Source organism: Planococcus shenhongbingii, from assembly GCF_030413635.1.
Taxonomy (GTDB): Bacteria; Bacillota; Bacilli; order Bacillales_A; family Planococcaceae; genus Planococcus; species Planococcus shenhongbingii.
The window spans coordinates 552,861-576,796 of record NZ_CP129235.1; the positions used below are offsets into that span (position 1 = coordinate 552,861).

General features: G+C 44.0%; 22 protein-coding genes. 15 read left to right on the top strand and 7 right to left on the bottom strand.

The features are described from left to right. Nucleotides 1-158: 158 nt before the first annotated feature. Together QWY16_RS02920 and QWY16_RS02925 are read left to right on the top strand one after the other, a co-directional pair. Entirely contained in the window at nucleotides 159-1,019 is an 861-nt protein-coding gene (locus QWY16_RS02920; RefSeq protein ID WP_300991355.1) for a glycerophosphodiester phosphodiesterase, read from the top strand. A gap of 217 nt (nucleotides 1,020-1,236) precedes the next feature. Further along, complete coding sequence (locus QWY16_RS02925; RefSeq protein WP_300991356.1) at nucleotides 1,237-1,455, top strand: hypothetical protein; 219 nt, start codon at nucleotides 1,237-1,239, stop codon at nucleotides 1,453-1,455. A 108-nt stretch (nucleotides 1,456-1,563) separates the two neighbouring features. Here the strand turns inward: QWY16_RS02925 and QWY16_RS02930 are convergent, their stop codons facing one another. Next, a complete protein-coding gene (locus QWY16_RS02930; RefSeq protein WP_300991357.1) occupies nucleotides 1,564-2,220 on the bottom strand; it encodes an MFS transporter in 657 nt (218 codons plus the stop codon). Between the two features lie 147 nt (nucleotides 2,221-2,367). On the opposite strand from QWY16_RS02930, the gene QWY16_RS02935 reads away from it, so the two are divergent. Beyond that, complete coding sequence (locus QWY16_RS02935) at nucleotides 2,368-2,772, top strand: LysR family transcriptional regulator substrate-binding protein (RefSeq protein WP_300991358.1); 405 nt, start codon at nucleotides 2,368-2,370, stop codon at nucleotides 2,770-2,772. Between the two features lie 290 nt (nucleotides 2,773-3,062). Then, nucleotides 3,063-3,818 (top strand): GntR family transcriptional regulator, encoded by a 756-nt coding sequence (locus QWY16_RS02940; protein ID WP_300991359.1) that lies wholly within the window; start codon nucleotides 3,063-3,065, stop codon nucleotides 3,816-3,818. A 158-nt stretch (nucleotides 3,819-3,976) separates the two neighbouring features. On the opposite strand, the gene QWY16_RS02945 is transcribed toward QWY16_RS02940, so the two are convergent. From QWY16_RS02945 to QWY16_RS02955, 3 genes are all read right to left on the bottom strand, one after another. Then, nucleotides 3,977-5,101 (bottom strand): cupin domain-containing protein, encoded by a 1,125-nt coding sequence (locus QWY16_RS02945; protein ID WP_300991360.1) that lies wholly within the window; start codon nucleotides 5,099-5,101, stop codon nucleotides 3,977-3,979. Nucleotides 5,102-5,546: 445 nt separating this feature from the next. Continuing rightward, nucleotides 5,547-6,500, bottom strand: coding sequence for a fumarylacetoacetate hydrolase family protein (locus QWY16_RS02950; protein ID WP_300991361.1), 954 nt, complete (start codon nucleotides 6,498-6,500; stop codon nucleotides 5,547-5,549). A 116-nt stretch (nucleotides 6,501-6,616) separates the two neighbouring features. Beyond that, the gene (locus QWY16_RS02955; protein WP_300991362.1) at nucleotides 6,617-7,366 is read right to left on the bottom strand and encodes an IclR family transcriptional regulator; all 750 of its coding nucleotides are present in this window, start codon (nucleotides 7,364-7,366) and stop codon (nucleotides 6,617-6,619) included. Nucleotides 7,367-7,544: 178 nt separating this feature from the next. Here QWY16_RS02955 and QWY16_RS02960 point away from each other — a divergent pair, with 178 nt between their 5' ends. Continuing rightward, a complete protein-coding gene (locus QWY16_RS02960; protein WP_300991363.1) occupies nucleotides 7,545-8,744 on the top strand; it encodes an FAD-dependent monooxygenase in 1,200 nt (399 codons plus the stop codon). Nucleotides 8,745-8,768: 24 nt separating this feature from the next. On the opposite strand, the gene QWY16_RS02965 is transcribed toward QWY16_RS02960, so the two are convergent. After that, entirely contained in the window at nucleotides 8,769-9,530 is a 762-nt protein-coding gene (locus QWY16_RS02965) for an IclR family transcriptional regulator (RefSeq protein ID WP_300991364.1), read from the bottom strand. A gap of 80 nt (nucleotides 9,531-9,610) precedes the next feature. On the opposite strand from QWY16_RS02965, the gene QWY16_RS02970 reads away from it, so the two are divergent. Beyond that, the gene (locus QWY16_RS02970) at nucleotides 9,611-10,120 is read left to right on the top strand and encodes a DinB family protein (RefSeq protein WP_300991365.1); all 510 of its coding nucleotides are present in this window, start codon (nucleotides 9,611-9,613) and stop codon (nucleotides 10,118-10,120) included. A gap of 183 nt (nucleotides 10,121-10,303) precedes the next feature. Here QWY16_RS02970 and QWY16_RS02975 read toward each other — a convergent pair whose 3' ends face one another. Then, a complete protein-coding gene (locus QWY16_RS02975) occupies nucleotides 10,304-11,698 on the bottom strand; it encodes a YkuS family protein (RefSeq protein WP_300991366.1) in 1,395 nt (464 codons plus the stop codon). Nucleotides 11,699-11,864: 166 nt separating this feature from the next. Between QWY16_RS02975 and QWY16_RS02980 the strand changes: the two genes are divergently transcribed. Continuing rightward, complete coding sequence (locus QWY16_RS02980) at nucleotides 11,865-12,314, top strand: MarR family winged helix-turn-helix transcriptional regulator (RefSeq protein WP_436837178.1); 450 nt, start codon at nucleotides 11,865-11,867, stop codon at nucleotides 12,312-12,314. A 64-nt stretch (nucleotides 12,315-12,378) separates the two neighbouring features. Here QWY16_RS02980 and QWY16_RS02985 read toward each other — a convergent pair whose 3' ends face one another. Further along, nucleotides 12,379-12,882, bottom strand: a complete 504-nt coding sequence (locus QWY16_RS02985; RefSeq protein WP_300991368.1) for a CarD family transcriptional regulator — start codon at nucleotides 12,880-12,882, stop codon at nucleotides 12,379-12,381. Nucleotides 12,883-13,245: 363 nt separating this feature from the next. On the opposite strand from QWY16_RS02985, the gene QWY16_RS02990 reads away from it, so the two are divergent. The 8 genes from QWY16_RS02990 to QWY16_RS03025 all read left to right on the top strand — a co-directional run bounded on the left by QWY16_RS02990 (nucleotide 13,246) and on the right by QWY16_RS03025 (nucleotide 23,936). After that, nucleotides 13,246-14,613: a DHA2 family efflux MFS transporter permease subunit gene (locus QWY16_RS02990; RefSeq protein ID WP_300993253.1), complete on the top strand. Its 1,368-nt coding sequence runs from the start codon at nucleotides 13,246-13,248 to the stop codon at nucleotides 14,611-14,613. Between the two features lie 51 nt (nucleotides 14,614-14,664). Further along, nucleotides 14,665-15,102, top strand: a complete 438-nt coding sequence (locus tag QWY16_RS02995; protein WP_300991369.1) for a universal stress protein — start codon at nucleotides 14,665-14,667, stop codon at nucleotides 15,100-15,102. Nucleotides 15,103-15,913: 811 nt separating this feature from the next. After that, a complete protein-coding gene (locus tag QWY16_RS03000; protein WP_300991370.1) occupies nucleotides 15,914-17,047 on the top strand; it encodes a sugar ABC transporter substrate-binding protein in 1,134 nt (377 codons plus the stop codon). A gap of 86 nt (nucleotides 17,048-17,133) precedes the next feature. Beyond that, the gene (locus tag QWY16_RS03005; RefSeq protein WP_300991372.1) at nucleotides 17,134-18,654 is read left to right on the top strand and encodes an ATP-binding cassette domain-containing protein; all 1,521 of its coding nucleotides are present in this window, start codon (nucleotides 17,134-17,136) and stop codon (nucleotides 18,652-18,654) included. Nucleotides 18,655-18,666: 12 nt separating this feature from the next. Then, the gene (locus tag QWY16_RS03010) at nucleotides 18,667-19,842 is read left to right on the top strand and encodes a sugar ABC transporter permease (RefSeq protein WP_300991373.1); all 1,176 of its coding nucleotides are present in this window, start codon (nucleotides 18,667-18,669) and stop codon (nucleotides 19,840-19,842) included. A 131-nt stretch (nucleotides 19,843-19,973) separates the two neighbouring features. After that, nucleotides 19,974-20,954: a sugar ABC transporter substrate-binding protein gene (locus QWY16_RS03015; RefSeq protein ID WP_300991374.1), complete on the top strand. Its 981-nt coding sequence runs from the start codon at nucleotides 19,974-19,976 to the stop codon at nucleotides 20,952-20,954. Next, the gene (locus QWY16_RS03020) at nucleotides 20,951-22,417 is read left to right on the top strand and encodes a sensor histidine kinase (protein WP_300991375.1); all 1,467 of its coding nucleotides are present in this window, start codon (nucleotides 20,951-20,953) and stop codon (nucleotides 22,415-22,417) included. The genes QWY16_RS03015 and QWY16_RS03020 overlap by 4 nt, the downstream gene beginning before the upstream one ends. Then, nucleotides 22,392-23,936 (top strand): response regulator, encoded by a 1,545-nt coding sequence (locus QWY16_RS03025; RefSeq protein ID WP_300991376.1) that lies wholly within the window; start codon nucleotides 22,392-22,394, stop codon nucleotides 23,934-23,936. Before QWY16_RS03020 ends, QWY16_RS03025 begins: the two co-directional genes overlap by 26 nt.

Below are 23,936 nucleotides of genomic sequence, written 5' to 3' on the forward strand. Positions count from 1 at the left end.
AAAATTGGAGAGGTGGTTATTTTTTATGCTTTTAAAATTGCATAACAACAGTTACAGGGAAAGCCTATATATTCCCTTTACACTTCTTAATGATCTATTAATATCTGCTCCATAGTCACTGCTTATAATAAGGTTGATATTACATAAGGAGTGGTTAAATGAAACGAATGATTACTATTTTAGCAGTAAGTATGGCGGCGGCATCCTTTACTGGACCCACATTTGCGGCTGGACACGGAGAAGTAGGACAGGTGATTTCAAAACAGGAACAGCAAAAAATGGTGAACGTAGCACATCGAGGAGCTTCCGGGCACGCACCGGAGAACACGATGGGAGCCTTTCAAAAAGGATTTGAAATGAAGGCGGACTATATTGAAATTGATGTTCAAATGACAAAAGACGGGGAGCTTGTCGTTATTCATGACACCACTGTCGATCGGACAACCAATGGAACTGGAAAAGTGGGCGATTTAACGTTTGAGGAAATCAGACAGTTGGATGCGGGCAGCTGGTTTAGTGAAGACTATGCTGGTGAGAAGGTTCCTACCTTTGAGGAAGTATTAGATGCGTTTCGTGGAAAGGTTGGCATTTTAATCGAGTTAAAGGCACCAGAACTTTATCCAGGAATGGAGGAGAAAGTTGCGGATGCTTTGATTGAAAGAAATATGGATGTATCGAATAACGGGAAAGTCATCATCCAATCCTTTAACCATGAATCTATGAAAAAATCTAAAGAACTTTTGCCGAATCTCTCTCATGGCGTTCTGGCAGGAGCGAGCTGGGCAAATGTAACGGAAGAACAATTGTCTCAATTCGCTGCTTATGCTGATTATTTCAATCCCAATATGAACATTGTGACGGATGAATTGGTCAGTGATGTTCATGAAGCGGGGATGAAGATTTATCCATACACTTCAAGATCACAAGAACAAGCTTTACGTCTATTCGATTTAAATGTTGATGGAATCATTACAGACTATACGGAGCATGTCTACTATCATCCTGTAAAAAATAAATAATTTAATGCTTGGAAAGCTAAGCAGAGAATTCTTGGTTTATGTGAAACGTTTTCGAAAACAGAAAGCATCGGTGCTTTAAACCGGTGCTTTTTTTATCGTCGAAATAAGTATCTTGTGCCCATCCGTGCTATAATGAGGAACTTAGGATGATGACGGCATTTGCTCCAATTGAACGGACGGCCAACCGCCTACCAATAAACTATAGAGGTGTAACAAGATGAATAAACGATGGACGATCGATAAAATTAGAGAATTCGTAGAAAAAAATTCAGACAGCACATTGTTATCAACGGAATATCACGGGTTTTCCCAGAAGCTGCTATTTAAATGTTCATGCGGCAACAACTTTGAAAAGACTTTTACAAAATTTAACAAAAACAACCAGCGCAAATGCGATGTATGCCAACCGCCAAGAGAATCACGTGAAGCAAAATAAAGGCAACGAAGCACCAATTTCCATTCCATGGAGATTGGTGCTGTTTTTATTTCAGCAAAAGAAAAAGGCCATACAGCAGTTTCTTAAACTGTTGAATGGCCTTTTTGCTTAGTAATTCAGTTTTGCCTTCCACTTTAACGAGAACAAGCTGGAAGAAATCGTAATCGTGAAGAATACAAGTACGATAATGAACACGATGTAGTAAGAACCCGTCGTATCGTAGAGGTAACTGAATAAGGTGGTACCGAATGCAACGCCTAGGGTAGAAGCGGACATAATGGTGGTATAGATGGACGCGTAATCGCGTCCACCGAATACTTCCTGGATCAAGACAGGCGGAAGCAAGGTAGAGCCGGAGAATCCAATGCCAAATAATAAGGCGCCCGCATAGAGCATCCCAATACCGAATGAATTGGAAACCAGCAATGCGACTACCCCGATCATGCCGCCGCCAATGCCGACAAATAGTGCGGCTTTCACGCCAAATTTATCATTGATGGCACCTAGCAGGAACTTGCCGCCTGTTTGGCCAATCGTTACACATGTAACGCCCATCGCCGCCATGGTAGCCGTAAACCCGATGGATTCCACAAAGTTCGGCACGTGGAAGCTGACCGTGGAAGCTAAACCGAATAGTCCCGTAAAGAGCAGGACAAGATAAAAGGCCGGCGATTTGATCGCTTCTTTTTTGGATGCGCCTTTGACGGGTGCTTTTTTTGCACGAGTAGCATTCACATCCGCTTCATCGGCGCCATAAGCCGTCATAATGGGAGATTTTTATTTCAGCGGGCAGAGCGCATCTTTTCAGAAGTCGGCAATCTGGAGCGGTCACTGGAAGAGAGAAAAGGGGAAGGAGAAGGGAGTTTATCGATTGTCACTACGCTTCCATATACGTTCACCAATATCATCGACTTGTTTTTCGATGACTATCCGAATGTCATGTGCCAGCAGGTTCCATTATCAAAAGAAAATTTGCAGCAGTTTATAGAAAATGGAAAATACGATTTGTGCATCACGACAGAAAAGATCAATCATTCGAATGTGGAATGGGTGCCGTTATTTGAAGAAGAAATTTTTCTGACTGTGCCAAAATCCTATAAAGAAGCAAACACAGAAACGATTGACCTCATGGACTTGGACGACAACTTGCCATTCATCGGCTTGACCGACCAATACAGTTTCCGGCAATTCACGGATCAATTTTGCAAATCCGTCGGATATACACCGTTCTATCAAGTGGAACTGGAAGAAGCGACGACAATCTTGCAGCTTGTTAAAAACGGCGAGGTGCGTCATTTACACCTGAAACTTCGGTAAATTTATATGAAGATAAAATTAAGCACGTGAAGATTAAAAATGGGCAGTTCACTCGGACAATCGGCTTGTTAAAGCACAAGTATTCCTATCCAACCAAAATTTCGCAGGCGTTTGTCATTCATGCCCATGCTTATTTTCAACAGATGACAGCAGCGAATAAGAAAACGTTTTAATGGCCTTGTTTTACGGATACTTACCCCTGGTGTAATATTTGATTATGTCCAGGCACACCTTGCAGCGCTGCTTAAGATGCAGGCCAGCAAACCATTTGAGAAAGTAGGAGTCCAATAATGACAAGTTTGATGCCAAAACAAACAATCGACCGCAGTTCACCTATCCCTTTGTACAAGCAAATCAAAGAGATATTGATTAAGGAGCTTCAAGCAGCTTCCGGCGAAACTGGGCGGCCTTTCAGTACCGAGCATGAACTAGTTGAACGGTTTCATGTGAGCCGGGCGCCTGTTCGTCAGGCATTAAAGGAGCTTACAGATGAAGGGTATGTTTACCGGGAACGGGCGAAAGGCACTTTCCCAGTACAGGAAATGCCGGCACGGCCTCCAGGGCTGGAGCTAGGAGGACTGGTTGCTTACCTTCGCAGTCAAGGGTTGGATTGCAAGTCGAAAATATTGAATGTGGACCGTGTAGTGCCGACTCAACAACTTTATAAGATTCTCCGGCTGGATCCGGGTAAAGAGGTATTAAAAATTTCGCGTTTAATCTTGCTTGAAGACAAACCGCTTGTCTGGACACAGACTTATCTGCATGTGCCAGAAAAATTCCACCCGACTACAGAAGAACTGAAAGAAACCAACAGCATTTTTGTACTTCTCGAAAATGAACAAGGCACTCATATTTCCCGTGAGGACCATCAAATTTACGCTTCCGTTGCATCCGAAATGGAGGTGGAGATTTTGGAACTAGAAGACAAAGATCCAGTTCTTATTACAGAAACTAAATTATACACACGCACCGACCAATTGATTGGTTGGAGAAAAGCTGTCCATATACCGAACGGATATAAATTATCATTTTCAGTAAATCGCTGATAGAAATAGTAAATGCATAAGAGCAACATATGCTGGACCAGCATGAAAGCCTTTCGTCTTACTTGAAAAAATTAAAAGCCTATAAATAGCTAATAAAAACACCCCGTAAACGCGAGCGCAATGTCTCATGTTTACGGGGTGTTTTCATTCATCAAGTATTAACGGAATGCTGCTTTAAACTCACCAGTAACTTCCTGATGGCCATTATTGGAATCGAATGATTGTTGCTGCTCCAACTCAAAGCGATCCATGATTGGAATATCGTTGACTGAGAACAGGTAAGCGTCTTTCGTTGCTTTATGTTCATACCAAGCCCAGTTCGGGATTACAAAGTAATCGCCGGCTTTCCAGTCAAAGCGTACACCGTTGATGACGGTATAGCCCTCGCCTTTATGTGCATGGTAGACAGTTGAGTGGGTATGGCGCAATGCCTGTGTATGCATACCAGCAGGAAGGTGCTGCATGCGAGTTCCTAAAGTAGGAGCTGCCGATTTTCCTGTTGATGGATTGATGTATTCAAGTGCAAAGCCGTGGTGCTTGTCTGGCTCATATTGCATTAAACCGTTGATGCCGTCTACTGTGCGGTTCCATTTATAGTTTGCAAGTGGGGCAACTGTGTATTTATCGTCTCCTACAGGGCGCATCATGCCGCCGCGGTAGCGAACTTCTGAGAAGTTATCGGGAACTTCCGGTTCTTGGAGCCCGCCTTCGTATGGTTCAAAGAAAGTTCCACCGATTGAATAGAGCGTAGGGATGTCGAGTGCATCCATCCACAGCATCGGTTCTTCACCTAAATGCTCATGGCCGTGCCATAAGTTTTTAGGCGTCGTCAAGAAGTCGCCTTCTTCCATGAAAATGCGTTCGCCTTGAACGATTGTGTAAGCACCTGTCCCTTCAGAAATGAAGCGCAGTGCAGATTGTGAATGGCGGTGAGAAGGTGCTTTTTCACCTGGAAGAAGCATCTGGACAGCGGCATAAATGGTTTGGGAAGTTGAAGCCCAGCCCCAAGGTTTGCGGTAAGTCAAGCCAGGGTTTTGGAAATAAAGCGCACGGCGTTCACCACCGCGGTCAGGTGTGAAGATTTGGCAAGCTTCAGCCATTTTCGCCGCAATCAATTCTTTTGACCATAAATATGCTTCGGCTTGCGGCTTCGGCGTTTTGTTCATGATTTCAGGAATTGCTTCCCAAAGAGGCCCTAAGTTGTATTGAGCAATTTCTTTGTTATAATCTTTTACCGTTTGACTTTTCATAAATTCTGCTACTTCTGGAGATACTCCGGCCATTTTACTTCGACTCCTTCTGTAAGTAGATTGGTATAAATGATAGCTATGATATTCCGCAAAACAGCTGCGCTTGCCGCGGGCGAGCGCCAAGCCTCCTCAGCCGCTTCGCGTCTTGCGGGGTCTTGGCTGTCTCGCTATCCCGCAGGCAAGACATTAGCCGAAGCCTGCGAGGCTAAGTCTTTGCGACGAAGTGCGCAGCACTGCAGGAGCAGTACGGTTTTCTCCGCTGTTTTGCTTCATATCTTTCGATGCTTTTGTTAAAAGGATAATCAGCTTTATGTTTTTCCTTATCCAAATAACTCTAGCTGAAAGAGTGGAAGGCGGCGACTCCAGCGGGACAGCGCGAGCTGAAGACCCTGGACTGAACGTAGTGAGGGAAGCGGCTGAAGCCGTGTCCGCGGAAAGCGTCCGCCTGAAACGATTTCATCAGCTGCTCAAATAACTATTACGCGTTAACTAGAGTAGTTGCTGCAGTAGCAACTTTGTTTTCAAGTGCGCCGACTTTGTCGATTTCGATGCGTACAACATCTCCGTCTTTCAAGAATTGCTGAGGTTTCATCGCGACTCCAACTCCACCAGGTGTACCTGTCAATACAACATCGCCAGGCTCAAGCGTCATCAGATTAGATAGGAAAGAAACTAATTTCTGAACAGAGAAGACCAGGTTAGCTGTATTTGTTTTCTGGCGAACTTCTCCGTTTACAGTCAAGACAACATCCAAACCGGACGGATCTTTCAATTCGTCAGTAGTAACAAGGTAAGGACCCATTGGTGCAGAGCCGTCTACTGTTTTACCTTGCAGCCACTGCAACGTGCGGCGTTGAATGTCGCGGTAAGTCACATCGTTTGTGATCGTGTAACCGGCTACATAATCCAGCGCATCTTCTTCAGAAACATTGCGTGCTTGTTTGCCGATAACGAATGTGAATTCTGCTTCGTAATCAAGCTGCTCTGAAATCGGGTAGAACGGGATATCATCTTCCGGACCTAAGATCGTGTTCGCGAATTTTGCGAAAATTACTGGATGAGTCGGCAATTCGCGGCCCATTTCCAAAATGTGTTCGCGGTAGTTGTGTCCGACACAAATGATTTTTCCAGGATTGATGACAGGTGCTTCCACTTTTACTTCTTCAAGCTTGTAAACAGCTTTTTGAGCAGATACAGAAGGATTAGCCAAGATGAAATCTACGGCTTCTTGCGCCAATTGAAGCGACTTTTCTCCGCCTTGATATAATTCATCCGTTGTAGACGGCACATAAGCGTGTGCAATTTCTTTGTAACGATATTCACCAGCTGCCTGCAACTGCGCTTGGTAAGCTAAATTTAAGTCAACCACCTGCTCGTCTACAATTGCACCAGCACGTGTTAAGCCATTATGTGTATAGTTAATTAATTTCATGATAGACCTCCTAATTATCTAAATAGAATACTTAGTTCTCTATTTATAGAAAACATAAACCATTTGTACGTACATTGTCAATACTTTTCGTAAATTTTCTGTTTCTTCTGAAAAAGTCATGTGGAATAATTGGATAGCTTTTTTGAAAGCGCAAGCATTTTCTGCGCATTCGGGTGGTGATGGTTTTGTGGAATCAGATTTTTATAACCAACTGCTGTAATTGCTGCTACTAATTCCTGTTGATGATTAAATACCGGCACGCTGCAGGATGAAATGTGTTCAATGAGCGGTTCTGTTTTAGCCGCGAACAAATGCTCTTTGACTTGTTCCATTTCTTTCATGATGGCTAATTGTTCATGAACAGATAAAGTTTGACTGGATTGATTGATCCACTTGTTTAACTGCAGCCCTTCTTGGAACGCATAGAAAATATATCCTGTCGATGAAAGAAGCGGCAATGTGGTTCCATGCTGTGCGCCAATGTCAATTCCATAAGTAACGCTCCAGATTTCTTTTACCAGCGGACCGTCTATAGAAGGAAGTGCAATCAATGCGGTCAACCCTGTTTCTTCTGCGAAAGCTTTCATATACGAATCAGCGATCTCAATAAATGAGGTATCGCCTTGGGCCATATTGCCGATTTCAATCAGCCTGTTGCCCAGCGTATATGTATGGGTTGCAGAATCACGGTGGAGAAATCCAGCTAGAGAAAGAGTGGTCAAGTATTTATGGATATTGCTTTTGGTCATATTCGTCAGCTGTTGGATTTCCGTGAATTTCATCGGCCTGCGTTCTTTCGCGATCATTTCCAGAACATCCAATCCATTCTGAAGCGATTGGATAATTGCCGGCTTTCTTTCTTCCATTTCTTCTTCCTCCTTTCTGTTCCATCCCTTCGCAAGCATAAAAAAGAGAAAGAACTGATCAAAAAGATAGAAAATTTATATTTCTTATTGACAATCATAACAGAAAAGCTTAAAGTTTTCATTAATAAGAAACTTAGTTCTCTATTTGTGGATTAAATATATTTCTGGAGGTTTTCAAATGGAAAAAGTAAGCGATATCATTATTGTAGGTGGAGGAATCGGCGGCTTGGCGACAGCGCTTTCAATTGTTCAGCGTACAGACAAGTCCGTAACAGTAATGGAACAAGCACCTGAATTTGGCGAAGTGGGAGCAGGAATTCAGTTAGGGGCAAACGCTTTATATGTGTTGGATCAACTTGGTGTAAAAGAAGAAATCGAGAAAGTCTCAGTTTCTCCTAAACGCTTGGTCTTAAAAGACGTTTATACTGCAGAAGAGCTGGCAGTCTTAGATTTGACTGAAGGATTCCAAGAGCGCTTTAAACAGCCATACCTGGTATTGCACCGCTCAGACTTGCACCGTGTGTTATTCGAAGCATGTAAAAAATATGACCGTATCACATTCATGAACAATCAGATCATCCAAACGGTTGAACAAGAAGAAGGCCAAGCGAGCGTTACAAACCAAAATGGCGAAACGTACAACGCGGAAGCTGTCATCGGTGTAGATGGCTTGAAATCAAATGTCCGGAAATTATTCTCTGATGATGAGCCGATTTGCTCTGAATACGTAGCTTATCGCGGAACAATTCCGATTGAAGAAATCACAGCAAAAGGCGATGTCGCGATGGACGATGTCATCATGTGGATCGGGCCGAACCTTCACTTGGTTCAATATCCGGTACGCCGCGGTGAACTTTATAACCAAGTGGTCGTCTTTAAAACATATGACTACAAACCAGATGGCGATTGGGGAACACCAGAAGAAATGGTAGAGCGCTTCAAAGGAGCTCATCCTCTTGTTGAGAAGGCATTGGAGTTTATTTCTACACAGTTCCGATGGGGAATGTTCGATCGTCTGCCAATCGAAAACTGGACAGAAGGCAACGTGACGTTGCTGGGCGATGCGGCGCACCCAATGCTGCAGTACTTGGCGCAAGGTGCAGCACAGGCACTTGAAGATGCTTTTGTCTTAGGGGAAGCACTGGAAACAGAAGCGACTTATAACGAAGCTTTCACTAAATACCAGGCTGAAAGACTGCCACGCAGTGCTATGGTTCAAACGTCTGCACGCAAATGGGGAGAAATCATCCATGCAGAAGACGAAATCACAACACTCTTGCGCAATACGATTTTCAGCCAGCATAAAGCAACTGACTATGAAGTAGCCGATCACTTATACAACTACTTCAATGTCCGTAAAAACGAAGTAAAAGCTTAAAAAATAAAAAAAGAGAAAGAGGGATCATTCCTCTTTCTCTTTGTATCCATAGATTGCAGACATTTCTTTGCTCATTGAAACAATGCGTTGAATGATTTCTGAATCACTTTCATGAGGGATATCTTCTGAGAAGCCGACGACAGAAAAAGAACCGATCAGTTCACGTTTATAGTTCAGGATTGGAAACCCGAGAGACGATACATGGCGGATAAGAGGTTCGTAGGCGTATGTATACTGGCTATTTCTTATCTGTTTCATCTCATTCTGGAACTTGGAAATGTCGAAGTTTTCGATTGCTTGCTGCTCTTGTTCAATCCAGTTAGTCATTTCCATTGAATGGGCATAGGCGGCAAAGATTTTGCCGGATGCCGAATAAAGTGGCAGTTTGGTTCCTACTTGCGCGCCGATATTCAGCCCGTAATTGGTATTCCAGATATTTGTAATAATCGGTCCCTCATTCACCCAAGTAGCGAAGAGTGTGGTCATACTGGTGATTTTGCTGATTTCTTTAAAATAGGGAGTCAACCTGTCGATAAAATCAGCATTTTGCAAAGCGGCAGTGCCGTATTGCAGGAATTTATAACCAAGAGAATAAGAACCGCGCCTTTGATCCCGGTACAATAAATCCAGTCGCGTTAATGTATTTAAGTATTTGTATAGATTGCTTTTGGAAATGCCGGTAACTTCTTGGATATCGGAAAACTTCAATGGAAGATCGCTTTGCGCAACGGCATCAATAATTTGAATTCCCAAAGCTAATGAGCCAATTGTTGAATTGCTGGACATGAAATTCATTCCTCTCTCTTTGTTTAGTTGCAAAGCATTAAAAATAACGGTTTACAACCGGAACTAAGGAGTATTTTACAGTGACTATTGAAAAATTGAAAGAAAGTGCAACAAACATCAAATCAACGATCAGCCAAATGGTCAGCATATTAGAAACGACAGAAACATCTTTATTATATAAGAAGCCTTCTGCAGAAGAATGGTCAGTTATGCAAATTGCCAACCATGTCATTGAAGCAGTAGAATTCTGGACAGCCGATTTGGAAGCGCTATTGATTGTTCCGGGTGCAAAATGGGGACGCAATCACGAACATGTAAGACGTTTAGCAGCTGTTGAAGAAAAACAAGTGGAAGCTGTTTCAAAAGAAGAAGCCGTTCTCTGGCTGCAATCGCTTGTCCCTCTTACAGAAGATGCATTTGAGAAAGTTCAAGAAGAAGACTTAGCGAAAACTGCACCAAGCTATAACCCGAACTTCGACGGCAAACCACTATCGTTCTTGATTGACCATCTCATTGTTAAGCATATTGAAGGCCATTTAGGCCAAATGCAACGCCACTTAGAAAAAGTGCGTGTGCAGGAAGTAAAATAAGTTAATAAATTTCAAGTATAAACACATGCTTTTGCTTCAGGGCTGCCGAGAAAATCTCGGTGGCTTCTTTCATTTTGATGCCTTTATCAGTGAACAGTTGTTACGTATTCAACTACGAGCAACAAAAAGAATAAGCCGGCACCTGATAACAGATGCCGGCTCATGTTATTTTGAAACTGATATTTACGGATTAATCACAAGGCCATCTTCAGCGGGCACGATTTCTCCTTTGAAGTTCGCATCTGAAAATGCCTTCTTGACGTATTCAGTGTCTATTCCACCCAATCCAATATGGGTCAGAACAGCTTTCTTGGCCCCTGCATCTGCAGCCATTTTGGCGAGTTCTTCTGTAGTCGCGTGAGATCCTTCTAAGCCGTCCCTTAAATTTTTAGCTGCTTTTTCGGAAAGAGCTGAGAAAGTCCCGGTCATCATACCATCCAGCACCAGAATATCTGCACCTTTTGCAAATGGTGCAAGATTATCGGTATAAGCTAAATCTCCTGAAATTACGACACTTTGGCCTTCTGCCTCAAAGCGGTACGCATAGGTTGGAGCAGTATGCGGAACGGGAATAGCCGTGATTTTCACACCATCAAGTTCCAAGCTATGATGTTCTTCAGTGAAGTCGGTGATATTCACATTCGTCAGCGCCCCGTCTTTCGCCGTGCCTAAACTTGCACGGTACTCCAAATCTTTCTTAAAAAACTTAACGGTTGTGTCATACAGTTCCTGGACTTGCGGCCCGACTAAATTAAGGGCTCTTCGTCCATCGGATCCTTGCCAACCGTCAATGAAGAACGTCCAGAAATCACCGTTATGGTCAACGTGTTGATGAGTGAACAGCATATTCGTAATTTTTTCGGCAGGAAGACCTAGCTCCAATAAAGTGCTGGTTGTATTGGCTCCACAGTCGACTAAGAAATATTTGTCTTTAAACTGAACCAAGGTGCTCGGGGAATTGCGGCCGATTTCCGTTAAGGGATTGCCTGACCCGACCGTGACGACGCGAAAGCCCTCTGGGACTGTTGCAAACGCAGAGGTTTTCCCTTTTTGCTGACCGGCTGAAGAACCATTGCTGCCTTTTTTATCTTTTATTTCCATGGCTTTCTCTTTCAATTGGCCAGTTAGTTGTAAAGCTTTCTCTTTTGCTTGGTCCAACTTTCCGGTGTCATCAGAATTGCCGCCCGAAATTTTTTCTTTCACTGTGCTTTGCAGTTCTTTCCCGCTTTTTGGAGCTGCAAGAAGTGCTGCGGCTGCGCCAACCAGTGCCCCGGTTATTACGCCTGATGTGAAACTGCCGCTTGAGCTGCTTTTGGCAGCATTTGCTGTTCCGGCGATTTTTCCGGCCCGCTGAAGGCGTTCTTCTACTTCTTCGACAATTTCATTGATGCTGCGCCCACGGGTTTCCACGAGTGAGCCTTCTATACGCGAACCGGCGAAAACATTCTGATTCCGTACAACAATCGCGTCGTAATCGATTGCTTCTATTGTTCGCTTTACCATATCTGCCTGGTATCCTTTTTTCTTCAAGGCACGCTGAACGTCTGTAAAAGGATGTTCAACTGCAATTTTTACCATATTATCAACCTCTTTTTTTATTTTTGTAATTTTATTCTCTACCCTGAAACTGCCTTTTTTAAAACATTTTATCTCAGTGCACGAGGTCTATTCTTAGTACAGAGTTGAAAGTAAACCAAATTGACTTTCCCAATCACAATCTGTATATTAGGTTGCGAAGAAGTTGATGGGAGTGAATCGTTTGAGTTCGAACTCTGAATTACAGAATTTAGATTTGATAGATTTATTGAGCGAACGGCATAGTTTAGTTCGTGGAATCTCGGAGAGAGCCTGGAACAGCCAAAGTGACATTTATATTTCGAACTCGGAATGGTATATCATGGCAAGGATTTATAAAAAGCAGCCGACCATTTCATATATCACAAAAAATGTTGAAATTTCCCGGCAGGCGATACATAAGTTCATCAAAAACCTGGAAGCCAAAGGGCTCGTTGAAATTAATAATGTAGAGAACAACAAGAAAGAGAAGTGGATCCAGTTAACAGCATGGGGCGAAGGATGCTATGAAAAGAACGAAGGGCTGAAAGCCCAGCTGGAAAAAAGAATTGCTGATCAGATTGGTGTGGAACAAGTACAAGTCCTTAAAGACATCTTAAAATTGGATTGGGGTATTTAAGCCGCCATCCCTGAAAATAGAAACCCCCGTCTGTCGAATCAAACGGCAAGCGGGGGTTTTTAAGTTACTGATTTTCATGAATCAGTTTTGTTGCCATTGCATTTATTTCTTCAAATGTCGTATTTAGAGAAATGGCTAACTCTTGAAAGAGGATAGACTGTGCAGTGTTCAAATATTTATGGTCTCGCTCATAAAGATTTCTGTTTTCCTTTTTAGCTTCTATCTTTTTACGCATCAGCGTATTGACCGCTCGGGCAATTTCTTTCCGGTCACCTGTATTAAGCAAGTCTGTAAAAAAGGCAAGGCGCTTGTTGGAGTTATCATTCCACTCCATCTCCGGCTCTTTAAATGTTTCAATCAGCTGCATCGCTTCATCTTTGTCAAGCATCTCAAGCATCACCACTTTATCATTGTCGACGGGTGTACTGATTGTTACACGCTGGCTATTTTCCAATGGATGCAATTCGTAATACTGTTTGGTAATGCCTGAAACGGTCTTTTCGTTAATATCGTCAATTCTGCAAATGCCGTGTACGGAATAAATAATCAAATCCCCAATATTAAACATTTGGTCCTCCTAACAAACATTCTCAATTCTTTTAGCAATCAATTCTTTTAATGATAACAGAAAATTTTAAAATTGTCAACTAAGTTGATAAAAACAGAAAAATTAAATATTGTCAACCAGGTTGACATTAAAAGAAAAATTTTGATATAGTAAACCAATTGATGATGACATAGAGGTGCACGACGGAAATAGCACGTTGAATCGAGTCATCTGAAAATGAAGAAACTTCCAGTGTCGCTTTTCCGTTTGAAAGCGAGTGTTTCATCAGCAAGGCCAATTTGATTAGAGGAGTATGAATAAGTGACTACTACACAAACTGCAACAGGCACGAAAATTAAAGAGCAAATCAAAACAGGCCCGATCATGGCAGCCCTTTTAGTGGCAGGCTTTGTCGGACTTTTTAGCGAAACGGCATTAAATATCGCTTTAGGAGATTTAAGCCAGATATTTGGCGTCAACGCGACAACGGTTCAATGGTTAGCAACAGGTTACTTTTTAACGTTAGGGATATTAGTGCCAGTGTCCGGTATCTTGATGCAAAAATTCACCACACGCCAAATGTTTATTACTTCAGTTGTGCTGCTATTAGGCGGTACAATCATCGCAGCATTAGCACCTGTATTCAGCGTATTACTGATCGGCCGTATTATTCAGGCAGCTGGCTTAGCCATCAACTTGCCTTTAACACAAAATGTGATTTTTACCATCTTCCCGCCAAATAAACGCGGAGCGGCAATGGGTGTCATGGGATTAGTTATGTTGGCTGGACCGGCTCTCGGACCAACAATTGCAGGACTTATTTTAGATACATTATCTTGGGAATGGATTTTCTGGGTGACAACACCGTTCTTATTGTTCTCTCTTATTTTCGGAATTGTTTATCTTCCGAATGTTAATGAAATCCGTAAAGTTTCAATTGATGCATTATCTGTCATCCTTTCGACCATCGGATTCGGTGGAGTGGTGTACGGAGTCAGTATGGCCGGTGAATCCGGCTGGACAAGTGCAACTGTTATGGGGTCAATCATCATCGGACTTCTGGCAATCGTTCTTTTTGCAGTCCGCCAAATGAAGATGGAAAATCCGATGCTGAACTTAAGAGCATTCCGTTATCCACTTTTCGTCCTTGGAGTGTTCATGAGTTTCATCACGTTCTTTAATATGCTGTCAATGCTTGTGATCTTGCCGATGTATATGCAAATGGCGCTTCTAATGGCTGCTTTTGCAACAGGCTTAGTGCTTCTTCCAGGAAGCTTGCTGAACTGTATACTAGCACCGTTTATCGGACGCTTCTTTGACAAATACGGACCGCGTGTAATTATCACACCGGGCACAATTTTAGTCGCAATCGGATATGTCCTGTATGCACAATTTGGCACAGCGACGCCTGTTTGGCTGATTGTCGTGACCTTCATCATTATGATGCTTGGAGTCGGGGCCGTTCTTGCTTCTGTTCAGACGAACACGCTGAACTCTCTGCCGAAACGTTTGTACCCGGATGGCATCGCAATCACTCAAACGATCCAGCAAGTAGCTGGAGCAATCGGTATTGCAGTAATGGTCTCGCTTATGGCCGCAAGACAAGGAAGCTTATTGGCAACAACGTCTGCAGCACCCGCTGAAGCCGCAGCCTCAGGATCGTCGCTTGTCTTTACTGTCAGCTTAATCTTTGCCATCATTAATGTTGTGCTGTCGCTATTCCTTAAGAAGCCAAGCGCAACTATTAACTGATTTAAATAGAACTCACAGCTTTCAATTTGTTTGAGAAAGGAAGTAAGAAAAATGGCGAATAATTATCAAAATATTGTCGTAGCAATAGACGGTTCAACAGAATCGGAATATGCTTTCCGCAAATCCATTGACGTGGCAAAACGCAATGCAGGTTCAGTGTTGAACCTGGTCAATGTGGTAGATACAAGAGCCTTCGAAGCTTATGACCGCGCCAGCATTGACAAAGCCCAAAAGATGTCGGAAGAAATGTTGAATGGCTTCAAATCGAAGGCGGAATTTCAAGGCATTGAAAACGTAAAAGCTGTCATCGAATACGGTTCTCCGAAAACGGTGATCACAAAAGAACTTTCTGATTTAACCGGTGCGGACTTGATCATTTGCGGAGCAACCGGAGTGAGCGGCGTTGAGCGTTTCCTTCTTGGTTCTGTGTCGGAAGCAATCGTCCGTTCAGCTAAATGCGATGTTCTGGTCATTCGCACACCTGAGTGAATGAATTAAAATTAAATTAATCTCTATCAGCCAAACCCACCCGTAAAGTTTCATTTTACGGGTGGGTTTTTTAGTTAGGATGGTTTTCACTTTAAGCAAGTGAGTTGCAGTGTTGTGCACTTCGTTGCTGTTTTACAGAGAATTAGCAAGTGATGATCTTTAGTTCAACAAATATAATTATTAAATTTAAACACCTAGAGCTGTCTAAAAAGGTAGCCTCTTTTTTGGGGGAGAGAGCATGAACGCCGTTTCATTCGCTTCAGGCGGACGCTTTCCACGGGAGGTCCGCAAGCCTCCTCGGACTTCGCCCTGCGGGGTCTCGCCTGGACCTCTATTCCCGCTGGAGTCGCCGCCTTCCGCTCATTTCACGGGTTGCCACCTTGTATGCTGGTTATTTCTATGCAGAACAAAAGCGGCAGGATGCCGCTTTACTTAGTATTGATCATTCCAAGGTTAGAAGCAGTCGCACCTTTCTTGAAGACTAATGAAACCTTCACCAAGCGAGGCGTGCCTAAAGGCTAGGCGAAGCAGGAAGATGAGCGGTTTGTGCTCAGCTTCCTGTGAAAGCCATGCCTAAAGCGTCCGAGCGGCTTTTCCAATCGGCAACCTCGTCGCTTACACTGGCCCGCTAGAGTCTCTGGTGCAATGAAAATCAACCGATTCTTTTAGAAAATCATCTATTATAAACAGTTTAAAAGATAAAAAATTACAGTTAATGTTAAAAGAATACTTATGATAGCGCTTACATTAAGATTTAGCGGAATTATACTAAATATGAACTTAACTTTCATAAAAGGAGAGGGGTAAGAAGATGAGAAAGAATTCAAAGGGTTTCTTGTTCTTGATGATTTTGGCTATATTCGCCTTGGTAGCTGCTGGATGTAATGGTGGCGGTGGAAGTGGAGAAGAGGGCTCGGGTTCAAGTTCAGGCGTAGATATCGGAATTGTGCTGCCGACAAAAGATGAACCGCGCTGGGTGCAGGATGAAGAGCGCTTCAAAGCAGCTTTAGCCGACTCGGATTATTCAACGGAGATTCTGTTCAGCCAAGGGTCTTCAGCAAAAGAGAAAGAGAACGTGGAAGCGCTATTGAATAAAGGCATTAAAGTGTTGATTATCACCCCGCATGACGGCGCAGCCGCTGCAGCGGCAGTTGAGGCAGCGAAACAAGATGACGTAACCGTTATCGCGTATGACCGCTTGATCACTGATACCGATGCGGTCGATTATTATGTAACGTTCGATTCATTAGCCGTAGGTGCTGCACAAGCGCAATATTTACTGGACAACGTGGAAGGTACGGGTGTACCGCTTTACTTGTATGCAGGAGCTTCTTCAGATAACAACGCATTCTTATTCTTCCAAGGTGCATGGGAAGTGCTGCAGCCAAAGATTGCAGACGGCACATTTAAAATTGCCAACTCCAGCCAAGCGGAGGCATTAAAAGATACGAAAGAGCTTGACCGTGACCAATTGAGCCAAATCATCGGCCAAGTAACAACCAGCTGGGATCCGAACGAATCGAAAAACAAAGCTCAGACCCACCTGACTTCCGTCGGCGACGATATGAAAGGCAATGTAGCGATCTTGGCACCGAATGATGGGACTGCGCGTGCCATTGCGGACGTGTTCGCTTCAGACGCTGCAGTGACTGATTACATGATTACAGGGCAAGACGCTGAAAAAGCATCAGTCCAGTACATTCTTGATGAAAAACAATCGATGACCGTATTCAAAGATGTCCGTACACTGGTTGAAGACGCAATGGGAATGGCTGTTGAAGTTTTAGACGGCAATACACCTGAAACGACCGGTTCTTACGATAACGGAACAACAGAAGTAAAAGCGAAACAAACACCTGTAATTGTAGTGGATAAAGAAAACGCCAAAGAAGAATTGATTGATTCCGATTATTATAAAGCAGATGAGTTTACGGGCTTAGAGTAAAAAATCACATAGGGCGGAAGAAATAGTGATAGAAACTTCTATCACTATTTCTCCATTCCTTGGTGTTTGCGCAAGGAGGCGAAGAAATGAGCGACTATATTCTGGAGATGAAAAATATATCCAAGTCATTCACCGGTGTAAAAGCTTTGTCAGATGTGAATTTCAAAGTGGAACGGGGAGAAATCCATTGCTTGATCGGAGAGAACGGCGCTGGTAAATCGACGCTCATGAAAGTCTTGAGCGGTGTTTATCCTTATGGCACATATGAAGGCGATATTGTGTTCGAAGGGAAAGTGCAGCAGTTCAATGAAATCAACGACAGCGTTAAAGCCGGTATCGGCATCATTTATCAAGAGCTCGCATTGTTTCCGGATTTGACGGTCTATGAAAATATCTTTGCCGGCAACGAAATCCGGAAAGGCCCTTTTGTCGACTGGAATGAAACCATTGTCCAGTCTACAAAATTACTGCAGAAAGTGAAATTGAAAGTGGATCCGGAAACTTTGATCAAGGAATTAGGTGTAGGTAAACAGCAATTGGTTGAAATCGCCAAATCGCTCAGTAAAGACGTGAAACTGCTGATTCTTGATGAACCGACAGCTGCATTAAATGAAAACGACAGCGAAAATTTATTGGAATTATTGAAGGAACTGAAAAGCCAGGGAATCACGTGCATTATGATTTCCCATAAATTGAAGGAAGTTATTTCAATCGCTGATAAGGCGACGATTTTGCGTGATGGCAAAACCATTATCACCTTGGACGCCCATAAAGGAGAGCTTTCGGAAAGCATCATCATTAAAAACATGGTGGGCCGTGAAATTGAAGATATCTTTCCAAAACGGCCAGACAAGAAAATAGGAGAGACTGTTCTTCAAGTAAAAGACTGGTCGGCTTATGATCCGGAACTCGCACGCCAAGTGGTGAAACACGCCAATCTGGAAGTGAAAAAAGGGGAAATCATCGGTATTGCAGGATTAATGGGGTCGGGCCGCACAGAGCTTGCATTGAGCATTTTCGGCAATCCCAAAAACTATAGGCTGCAAGGCGAGCTTCAGGTCTTCGGGAAACAGCGAACACTGAAACATACAAGCGATGCGATTAAGGCGGGAATTGCTTATGTCACCGAGGACCGTAAAGGAAATGGGCTGTTTCTGATCAAAGACATCAAGAACAATGTCACGGCGGCGCATCTGAAAGGAATTTCGACAAGAGGCGTTCTCAATTTGAATGAGGAAGTGAAAGTTGGGACAGACTATAAAAACTCACTGCGCATCAAAGCGAATTCGCTTGAGCAGGCGGTTGGAAAACTGAGTGGAGGTAATCAGCAAAAAGTATCGCTCGGCAAATGGCTATTTACCGGACCTAAGATTTTGATCTTGGATGAACCGACGCGCGGAATTGATGTCGGGGCGAAATTCGAGATTTATACCATCATGAATCAGCTGATCAAAGAAGGATTGAGCATCATCATGATCTCATCAGAATTGAATGAAATCATCGGCATGAGCGACCGCGTCTATGTCATGGCGGAAGGTGCCATAAAAGGTGAATTGACAATAGAAGAAACGACTCAGGAAGCTATTATGGAACTTGCGACGCAATAGGGGGTAGGGATAATGGGCTTTTTAGCAGAAGCAAAACACCTGATCAAAGCGAATATCCGCGATTACGGTATGTATATCGCATTGCTTGTCATTATACTGACGTTTACCGTTATGACAGACGGTTTGTTCATATCGTCCCGGAACATCAGTAATTTATTAGATTCAACAGGGTATATCGCGGTTCTGGCAGTGGGAATGACATTGGTCATTGTAATCCGGCACATCGACTTGTCGGTCGGGTTTTTAGCTGGATTCTTAGGTGCAGTCGCCGCGATTTTCCTTTCGCAGATGGGAATGTCCGTATTTCTGGTGATTCCGCTCGTACTGCTATTTGGCGTAATTATCGGCTTGTTCAATGGATTTTTAATTGCGAAAGTCGGCATTCCAGCCTTTGTGGCAACACTTGCCGGGATGCTGTTTTTCCGCGGTGCATTATTGAATGTCACTGAAGGCACCGGGACGATCATCGTCAATGACGATGGCTTTAACGCACTCGGCAATGGATTTATCCCGTCGCTCATGGAAATCAACGAACTGCACCTATTGTCGCTATTGGTGGGGCTTGCAGGGATTTTGCTGTATATCTACAGCGAAATTTCCAACCGCCGCAACAAAGCGAAGTATGGCTTCGAAGTGGTTTCCTTTAAGATTTTCATCGTAAAACTGGTTTTTGTATCCTTTATCATTGGTTATATTACTTGGATTCTTGCCGGTTATAATGGTTTTTCCTGGACGGTTGTCATCATGCTGCTGGTCGTTGTCGTGTATCATTTCCTGGCGACGAAAACGGTGCTTGGGCGTAATATTTACGCCGTTGGGAGCAATCCGGAAGCCGCCCATTTGAGCGGCATCAACGTCACGAAAATCACGCTCTTCGTTTTTGCTTCAATGGGGATGCTTGCAGCCCTTTCCGGCATCCTGTTCACTTCACGGCTGCAATCGGCAACGACTACAGCGGGCACGTTGTTCGAGCTGGATGCCATTGCCGCAGCTTATGTCGGTGGGGTTTCTTCAGCAGGCGGTGTCGGGAAAGTGACCGGTGCCATTATTGGTGCCATCGTCATGGCTTCACTGTCGAGCGGCATGAACTTGCTTGGAACCGGAATCTCCTATCAATACATGATTCGCGGTGGTGTTCTGGCTTTGGCCGTTATTTTCGATGTGTTGACAAGAAAGCAGCGGGCTTAAGATTTCTAACTAAAAAAACTGAGAGCATCTCATGGTGTAGATGCTCTTTTTATATGCCGGTTAAGTATTGTGAATTTTCTGTCAAGTGATATGATGAAAGCAATTAGCATGTTGAAAAGGAGCTGCACAACATGAGAAAAAAAGTCATAATTGTCCTTTGTATGCTCTGTGCGGTTTTAGGTTTTTTTACTTTTATGTCAGCCGGAAAAGCATTCCGTTCGGATTGGCAATTGCCTGCTGCTGTTCCTGAAGACCAGGACAGTTATCGCTTGGTTTTGATTACCCAGGAATTGAAAACGCCGTTCTGGAATCAAGTAGGGGCAGGAGCAGCCAAACAAGCCGGAAAAGAAGGCGTTAGTTTGGAAGTGTGGGGAAGTTACGGCAATGATTCCGATGAATTTTTAAAGCAGATTGAAATTGCACTTCATTCAAAAGTGGATGGTGTTGTCGTTCAAGGACTTGATACAGCGGAATTCAAAGAACTGACGAAAATCAAAGCGGCATTTTACGGAATACCGGTAATTACGATAGCTAACGACGTGCCAGTCGCGGAAAGTTTGCGGAAAACGTATGTGGGTTCTGACCATTATCAGGCAGGAAAATTGCTTGCTGAGCAATTGGTAAAAGATATGGGAAGTGAAGGGCAGGCCATCCTATTGAGCGATGTCGAACAGGCTTATAGCCAACAGCAGCGCATGCGCGGAATGGATGAAGTATTGAGGGCTTATCCCGGCATATCCACAGTTCTGGTGAAAAGCGGCAATTCAGATGAAGAAGTGATTGAAGCGACTCAGAATGTGCTCAACCAAGTGCCGGAAGCGGATGCTTTCATCGCGCTCAACACCAACCATGTCGGCACGATGATGCAGGAAATCAGCCGGCGTGCCAAGCTTGAACCGTTCCATATTTATTCGTTCGATGACGGTGCCGATATTTCCGCATTGCTCAGACAAGGAGGCTTGGATGCCGTTATTGGCCAGTCACCGGAAAAAATGGGGCAGCTGAGTGTCGAGCTGATGATGAAATGGATAAAAAACGAGGAGGTCCCGTTAAATCCCGATGGTTATTTCACGGATATCCGGATTCTGGAAGGGGTGCGTGAACGCCCATGAATACGATCCAGAAAAAGATTTGGGTGCTCGCTTCCGTAGTTCTTGCCATCATGGTCGCCATCTGGCTGACACTGACTTTTTACAATCAGAAAATGCAGACGCAGTACAACGACATTTTGCAGCGTTATTTGCAAATGAATGAAGTGACCAGTGCCAGCCAGGAAATCGTGGCAGACTTGAACCGTTATTTGATGATTCCAACCGATGGCAATAAAGCCCAGCTCGAAGAAAGCCGGGAACGCCTGCTCACGGTCCAGTCGACAGTATATGACCTCCGCAATGTGGAAAACGAATTAACACTGACAAACTATAGCCACTTGATTGACAGTTTTATTGAAACGGTGGATCGTTCGGTGATGTTCCAAGAGCAAGAGGAAGCTGAATCGGCACTCGCTGAATTTGCGGAAGCTACCAGCATTTCGATGTATATTTCGGAAATGACGCTGACGATTTTTGATACCGAATTGAAAACCTATGAACGTTTTTACCGCGGCATCATCGACCAGTCAACAGAGCTGGAAAAACTGGGTTTCTGGCTGCTGTTATTGATTACTGCCTGTTTGCTGCTGTTTACGTATTTGTTTTCCATCAGCATTACCAGACCGGTGCAGCAATTGACAAAAGCGGCTAACGAGTTGGCGAAAGGCCATTTTGACCAGCCCATCAAAGTTGATTCGAACGATGAAATTTCATTTTTGGCCAAAACCTTTGACCATATGCGCGGCAATATCAATACATTGATTTTGGAAATCCAGAAAAAAGCGCAGCTTGAACGGGAACTGCAGGAAAGCAAATTATTGCTTCAAGAAAGCCAGCTGCGAAACCTGCAAAACCAAATCAACCCGCATTTTCTATTCAATACCTTAAATACGCTATCGAAAAAGGCCTATTTGGATGGAGCAGAAGAAACGAGCGATTTGCTGGTCAGTGTGGCCGGGCTGCTCCGCTACAATTTAAAACGGATGGACCGGGCAGTTTCTCTATACGAGGAAGTTTATGTGCTGCAGCAATACATGGACATCCAAAAAGCGCGCTACAGCGACCGGCTGCAGTTTCACGCGGAAATAGAGGAATCTTCGCTGGGTTTCCAGATTCCGGGTCTGACGCTTCAGCCATTAATTGAAAATGCCGTAATCCATGCCATCGAGCCGGAAGAAGACGGCGGCCAAATTTGGTTCCGCATCCAGGAAGTCGAAGATGAAATTTGGATTGAAATCGCAGATGACGGACAGGGCATGGACGAAGAAAAACAGCGCCAGCTGCTTGAACAAGCTGTTGTGTCGAAAGAAGGGCATTCGACCGGCATCGGTTTCAGCAATGTGCTAAAAAGGCTGCAGCTTTTCTACGGACGTGAAAACCTGGTGGAAATTGACAGCGGTATTGGAAAAGGGACAAAAATCACGTTGAAACTACCAAAAGTAAAAGGAGCACAAAATCATGGTCAAACTTCTCATAGTGGATGACGAACCGATTGAACGTGATGGAATGCAGGCGATTCTGCAAAAAACCTATCCGGATTTCGAGTTCAGGCAAGCGAAAAATGGAAAATCGGCAATTGAAATAGCCGAAACCTGGCAGCCGGACTGGGTATTTATGGATATCATGATGCCTGGCATGACGGGTCTGGAGGCGATAGAACAGATTCAGCGCAGCCGCCAGGACATTCAGTTTGTCATGGTCACGGCTTTTGATATGTTCGATTATGCACGCCAAGCCATCAAACTGGGTGTCAAAGACTATTTGCTGAAGCCGAGCAAAGCCAGTGAAATTGTGGCGACTGTGGGCAAGCTGCTTGAACAGCAGCAGCAAAAAGAGCAGGATTCAGCTGTGCGGCAGCAAGAACAGGATGATTTCCAGCGGGCATTGAGCATAGTCGAAACGGATGTCGTGACCCAATTGCTTTTTGACCATGTCCATGAAGTGCATATCGATATGCTGGTGGAAATGCTCGAAATTAAAGCAGCCAATGAAAAGTTCGTCATGACAGTGCTGATTCCAGAAGGCTGTGAAAGTTCGTATTCGGCGATTAAAGAGCATATCCGGCAAAAGGGCAACGCCTGGGTCGGGGCATTATACGGCCGCCAGCTGCCGATTATCGTATTCCGTGAAGCGGGCTCGTCATTCCGCTTGCAGGCGATTCGACTGGCTAAAGACATTTTATCGATTTCAGCAGAGTGCCAGCCGGAAGACTGGTTTATAGGCATCGGCATCGAATGCGATTCGTTGGAAGACATCCGGAATTCCTATCAGAAATCGCTGATTGCGACAATGGATTTGGCTATCCCTTCAAAATACCGCTTTTATTCCGATGTGCCGGTCCTTGATACAGTAAGCGATTCTGCTTTTATCAAACAGCAGGAAAAGAAACTGTTCGATTATGTCCGGTTAGGAGAATGGGAGTGCATAGATCAAATCGTATACGACTTGATCCGGCGTTTCGAACAGCAAGGTGCGAATGTCGTTCTTGCCCAGCAGCGGGCACTTGAAGTGCTGTGGATCACTTCCCGCGTCATGGAAGAAATGGGCGTGGAGGCGGCAGCGCCTTTTTACTCGGTCCAGGCTCAGGATTACCGCCAATTGTGTGGCGATACAAAGCAATTGCTGGAAGGGATGAAGCAATTGTATATGGGCCATTGCGGGCGGCTCGAAGTGGACAAAATCCATCAGATCAAACAATGGATCCGGGAGCATTCCGATGAAGACATCTCTTTGGATACTTTAGCGAGAAAAGTCGACTTAAGCCCGATTTACATCAGCAAGATGTTCAAAGAAAAACTGGGGGTCAATTATATTGAGTTCCTGACAGCCTGCCGGATGGAACGGGCAAAAAACCTGCTGTCCGATCCTCAAAAAAGCTTGAAGGAGATTTCAATTGAAATCGGCTATCATGAACCGAATTATTTCAGCAAGGTGTTTAAAAAAATGTACGATGTTTCACCGAAAGAATACCGCAAAACGCTTTTGGGCATCAAGGAAGAGTAG

Excerpts from the sequence above, each read along its gene's own strand:
- QWY16_RS02960 (WP_300991363.1), top strand. The coding sequence starts at position 7,545 with ATGGAAAAAGTAAGCGATATCATTATTGTAGGTGGAGGAATCGGCGGC.
- QWY16_RS03000 (WP_300991370.1), top strand. The coding sequence starts at position 15,914 with ATGAGAAAGAATTCAAAGGGTTTCTTGTTCTTGATGATTTTGGCTATA.
- QWY16_RS02965 (WP_300991364.1), bottom strand. The coding sequence starts at position 9,530 with ATGTCCAGCAATTCAACAATTGGCTCATTAGCTTTGGGAATTCAAATT.
- QWY16_RS03025 (WP_300991376.1), top strand. The coding sequence starts at position 22,392 with ATGGTCAAACTTCTCATAGTGGATGACGAACCGATTGAACGTGATGGA.
- QWY16_RS02995 (WP_300991369.1), top strand. The coding sequence starts at position 14,665 with ATGGCGAATAATTATCAAAATATTGTCGTAGCAATAGACGGTTCAACA.
- QWY16_RS02985 (WP_300991368.1), bottom strand. The coding sequence starts at position 12,882 with ATGTTTAATATTGGGGATTTGATTATTTATTCCGTACACGGCATTTGC.
- QWY16_RS02975 (WP_300991366.1), bottom strand. The coding sequence starts at position 11,698 with ATGGTAAAAATTGCAGTTGAACATCCTTTTACAGACGTTCAGCGTGCC.
- QWY16_RS02930 (WP_300991357.1), bottom strand. The coding sequence starts at position 2,220 with ATGACGGCTTATGGCGCCGATGAAGCGGATGTGAATGCTACTCGTGCA.
- QWY16_RS03010 (WP_300991373.1), top strand. The coding sequence starts at position 18,667 with ATGGGCTTTTTAGCAGAAGCAAAACACCTGATCAAAGCGAATATCCGC.
- QWY16_RS03015 (WP_300991374.1), top strand. The coding sequence starts at position 19,974 with ATGAGAAAAAAAGTCATAATTGTCCTTTGTATGCTCTGTGCGGTTTTA.
- QWY16_RS02955 (WP_300991362.1), bottom strand. The coding sequence starts at position 7,366 with ATGGAAGAAAGAAAGCCGGCAATTATCCAATCGCTTCAGAATGGATTG.
- QWY16_RS02940 (WP_300991359.1), top strand. The coding sequence starts at position 3,063 with ATGACAAGTTTGATGCCAAAACAAACAATCGACCGCAGTTCACCTATC.
- QWY16_RS03020 (WP_300991375.1), top strand. The coding sequence starts at position 20,951 with ATGAATACGATCCAGAAAAAGATTTGGGTGCTCGCTTCCGTAGTTCTT.
- QWY16_RS02920 (WP_300991355.1), top strand. The coding sequence starts at position 159 with ATGAAACGAATGATTACTATTTTAGCAGTAAGTATGGCGGCGGCATCC.
- QWY16_RS02990 (WP_300993253.1), top strand. The coding sequence starts at position 13,246 with ATGGCAGCCCTTTTAGTGGCAGGCTTTGTCGGACTTTTTAGCGAAACG.
- QWY16_RS03005 (WP_300991372.1), top strand. The coding sequence starts at position 17,134 with ATGAGCGACTATATTCTGGAGATGAAAAATATATCCAAGTCATTCACC.
- QWY16_RS02980 (WP_436837178.1), top strand. The coding sequence starts at position 11,865 with ATGGGAGTGAATCGTTTGAGTTCGAACTCTGAATTACAGAATTTAGAT.
- QWY16_RS02950 (WP_300991361.1), bottom strand. The coding sequence starts at position 6,500 with ATGAAATTAATTAACTATACACATAATGGCTTAACACGTGCTGGTGCA.
- QWY16_RS02945 (WP_300991360.1), bottom strand. The coding sequence starts at position 5,101 with ATGGCCGGAGTATCTCCAGAAGTAGCAGAATTTATGAAAAGTCAAACG.
- QWY16_RS02925 (WP_300991356.1), top strand. The coding sequence starts at position 1,237 with ATGAATAAACGATGGACGATCGATAAAATTAGAGAATTCGTAGAAAAA.